Annotated in this window: 5 protein-coding genes and 2 pseudogenes; all 7 read left to right on the forward strand. The window is 32.9% G+C overall.

Translation table 11 applies throughout. The features are described 5' to 3' along the window. A pseudogene (locus C6H18_RS09305) lies at nt 1–244 on the forward strand (hypothetical protein); the annotation flags it as partial. Beyond that, nucleotides 241–783 (forward strand): Rha family transcriptional regulator, encoded by a 543-nt coding sequence (locus C6H18_RS09310; protein ID WP_104722816.1) that lies wholly within the window; start codon nt 241–243, stop codon nt 781–783. The pseudogene C6H18_RS09305 and the gene C6H18_RS09310, both read left to right, overlap by 4 nt. A gap of 4 nt (nt 784–787) precedes the next feature. Continuing rightward, nucleotides 788–1,213, forward strand: a complete 426-nt coding sequence (locus C6H18_RS09315; protein WP_104722817.1) for a single-stranded DNA-binding protein — start codon at nt 788–790, stop codon at nt 1,211–1,213. A gap of 9 nt (nt 1,214–1,222) precedes the next feature. Then, a complete protein-coding gene (locus C6H18_RS09320) occupies nt 1,223–2,200 on the forward strand; it encodes a type IV secretion system protein (RefSeq protein WP_104722818.1) in 978 nt (325 codons plus the stop codon). Next, a pseudogene (locus C6H18_RS09325) lies at nt 2,197–3,209 on the forward strand (type IV secretion system protein). Before C6H18_RS09320 ends, C6H18_RS09325 begins: the two are co-directional and overlap by 4 nt. After that, the gene (locus C6H18_RS09570; protein WP_199770201.1) at nt 3,199–3,354 is read left to right on the forward strand and encodes a hypothetical protein; all 156 of its coding nucleotides are present in this window, start codon (nt 3,199–3,201) and stop codon (nt 3,352–3,354) included. The pseudogene C6H18_RS09325 and the gene C6H18_RS09570 overlap by 11 nt, the downstream one beginning before the upstream one ends. Beyond that, a partial coding sequence (locus C6H18_RS09330; protein WP_104722819.1) for a hypothetical protein occupies nt 3,351–3,856 on the forward strand: 506 nt, incomplete at its 3' end. The genes C6H18_RS09570 and C6H18_RS09330, both read left to right, overlap by 4 nt.

Genomic DNA, 3,856 nt, shown 5'->3' on the forward strand with positions numbered 1-3,856 from the left:
CATAAATTATGGGGAAAGAGATTATGGCGAGGGACATAGATTATTAACTGCTCACTCAAGAACAGAGAGGGATGAGCGAGGTCAGCCTCACCGACAGATTAACGACCTCAATTTTCACAACTCTGCCAATAAAACTATACCACAATCCAACCAATCTTCAAAAGATTTTAAAGCAAAACTAAAAGAGTTTAACACCAAAAACAAAAATAATACTCAAACTAAAGAAAAGGAGTTAAAGCGATGAAACCCATAATCATTAATCAACAAGAGGTGCAATTTACTACTTCTAATCATCAAATCTTTTGCACAAGTTTAGATATAGCTAGAGTTTTTGGGAAAAGGCATGATGATATTTTAAAGGCTATTAGGAATATAGTGAGAGATTTGCGAGAAATAGGGGATTTGCAATGTATCCGCAATTTTGCGGAATCATACGAATATCGTAAAATAGAGGGTTTCAAAGGTGTTACAAAATATCCTTTTTACAATCTAACTCGTGATGGTTTCTCTCTTTTAGCTATGGGATTTACAGGCAAAAAAGCATTACAATGGAAGATTGCTTTTCTAAATGCCTTTAACCAAATGGAACAAAACCTCAAACAAGAAATAAGAAGTCCAAATCCTTATCTTACAGATTTAATGAAACTTATCTATCCAAATTTACCCAAAGAAGATTATAGGATTGATATAAATATAACACAATCTCTAAATCCTCAAGAAGCACAAAGAATATTTACCCTTAATTATCTTGTTGATAATAGAAACCAAATAAAAAGGAGTTAAAGCGATGAATAATGTCAATCTAATCGGATACTTAGGAAGAGATTTTGAAATAGGAACTACAGGAAATGGAAAACTCTATGCAAAAAACTCTTTAGCTATCACTAAGAAATGGAAAAATGAAAAAGGCAATGATGAAAGTAGCACAACTTGGATCCCCATTGTTTTATTTGGTAAAAGTGCAGAAAGTGCTTCTATGTATATCAAAAAAGGCTCTCAATTTGCGTGTAGTGGAGAATTATCCTCTAGTCAATATACAGATGAAACAGGAAATACTAAAACTATACTAAGTGTTATCGTATCTAAATTTTATTGGCTTGGTAAAAAGGATAAAGAAGATGCAAAGCAAATAACACAAACTCCTCCAAAAGAACCAAATATTGAATATGAACACCCAACAACAAATATAGAATCTGAAGAAATCCCATTTTAGGAGTTATTTATGAAAATCTTTCAATTTTTAGCCACAAGGAAAATCCATCATACCCCAACAAGTGGGGCAAAGCTAATAAGCCTTGACTACAATTATACAAAGGAGTATAATTGCAACTATGATGAATTTGATGCTATTCATCTTAGCTCCTTTTGGGGCTTAGATTTTCGCTACAAGGGTGGTAGCCTTGTGGCAAACACCCCAAAAAATTATATCCAAAAACTAAAAAAATCTATTCTTGTTTTTATTATTCTATTAATCCCTAGTTTTTTATTGAGTGCTGGTATTCCTGTTGTTGATACTGCAGCGAATACACAAATAGCTACCCAAAATGCTAAACAAATAGCAGAGTGGGCAAGAGAAGCTACAAGATGGACTAGCACTGTGTCCCATTACCAACAACAAATCCAAGCCTACAAAAATGAACTCCTATCAAAGACAGGTATCAGAGATTCTGTTTCTTTTTTAAGAGATATTAAACAGATTTATTCTGATTTTTCTAAAGCTGGAGAAAATATTCAATCTTTTTATAATAATGTTTTAAGAGATCCACAAGAGTTTTTAAGCCAAAAAGGTAGTGAGATTTTTGGTAAATATACAAGCTTTGATAGATGTAATTTTGACTTTATGAGTCAATCAGAAAAAAATATCTGCAAAATAAATTTAGTTACTTATGCTGCTCAAGTAGAAACCTATAATCAAGCCTCAAAACAAATGAATACCATCAGTGCAACACTTAAAAAACTACAAGATAGGCTAGTCAATGCCAAAGACATTAAAGAAAGCACAGATATAGGTAATGCCATTCAACTAGAAGCAGCAAAAATCCAAATTGTTAAAAACCAAATAGATTTAGCCAATGCAAGTTATGAAAACCAAAGAAAAATACAAGAGGATATAGCAATGCAAGAGTATTCTAAATCCTTTAAAAAAGAGCGTGGAAGTGCTGCAGAATTTTTTAAGAATGCAGGGCAAAATAAACAATGAATGATTTATTCCAAACACTAGGTGAAAGCATACAGCAAATCATTGATGCGATAAGACAAGTAGGCACAAGCGATAAGGTTGCTGAACTTAGTATTCTATTTTCTATCATTATTACGCTTGTTATTATGTATAAAGGCTATGAAGTATTAATGGGTAGAAGTCAAAGCCCTATTAGAGAATTAACCTTTGATATTGCAGGAAAACTTCTTGCGATTACCTTTGCATTAAATATCGGAGGTTGGTTAGATGGGACAATTTCAGCAATGGATGGGATTTATGAGTGGGCTGGTGGTGGAACAAAAATGTATCAAAACTTAGATGAAATGTTTGCAAATACCACAAAACTAGCAGATACAATTTGGGCAAAAACAAGTATTTTAAAAGCTCCTATAGGACTTGCGGCAATGGTTCTTTGTTATATAGGATTTATAGTTGCTGTTGTTCCAACACTCTCTATTTTAATTGTTACTACTTTTACACAAACTCTGCTTGTAATCACCGCTCCTATAGTGTTTTGGCTTTTAATCTTTAAATCCACTAAGAATGTTTTCACGCAATACATAGGACTTTTATTATCAAATACCTTAGTCATTTTACTTGTAGGCTTATTTTTAAAAGTTTTTATGAATCAAATATCAACTTGGATTAATTATTTTATTAAAGAAACTCAAACTGGTGCTGAAGTATTAGGAACAGGCATTTTCTATGTTATTGCCTCTCTTATTCTATCAACTATGATTATAGCTGCGAAAACTTTTGCAGAAAAAATTGCACATGTATCAATGGAATCCGCAATGGATGGAGTGATGAATCCTGCTGGTAGATTAGCTGGAAAAGCTTTAGGTTATGGAGCAGGAAAAGCTGCTAATTTAGCAAGTCCTCTTGCCTCTATGGCTGGGAATTATGCAGCAGGAGTAGCTAAAGACATAGGAGCAGGAGCTAAACTAATGGGAAGTGGTGGATATAGCTTTGCAAAAAAATGTATGAGAGGATGAGAAATGGAGCTTAAGAAACTTCAACTTATTTTTGTTTTTCTTTTTGGTGTTTTATTCTTTAGTGCTTGTAGCACAAAAGGTCAATACGATGATTTTTTTAATGACAAAAAAGGATGGATACCTGTTAATAAAACTATTACTAAAGAGATAAGGCAATGAGTGATAAAGAATTAGAAATATTTTCTCTTTGTGAGCGATTAGTAGAGCTTCTAGGAGATAAAGAAGCTATTGCTGATTTGAAAAAATTATATACGAATCATCCCGAAATGTTTAAGGATATGCAAGAAGTATCTAATACGATTAAAGAAGTAGTTAGAGAGCCTGAAATTATTATTAAAAATCCTAGACCCAAAGGTAAAAAAGATTTTATAGCGGTTAAGCATTTAGAAAATAAGGAAAGAAAAATTGGAGATGTTGGGATTAGAAATGATGAGGGAACAAATGTTATCTATCACGCAAACATATCTTCAAATAGAAATTTTGAAAGATTAGCTAAAAAAGAAGTAGTTACTGGTGAAGCCGTCCACTCCCTTCACACCTCAAGACCTGCTGAGCTGGGCGGTAATAATCAAAAATTATCTGGCTCAAAAGAGCATTCAGCAACTACTACTGAAACTATACCACAATCCAACCAATCCACCAAAGATTTTAAAGCAAAACT

The sequence above is a fragment of the Helicobacter mesocricetorum genome (genome assembly GCF_900198605.1).
GTDB classification, from domain to species: domain Bacteria; phylum Campylobacterota; class Campylobacteria; order Campylobacterales; family Helicobacteraceae; genus Helicobacter_D; species Helicobacter_D mesocricetorum.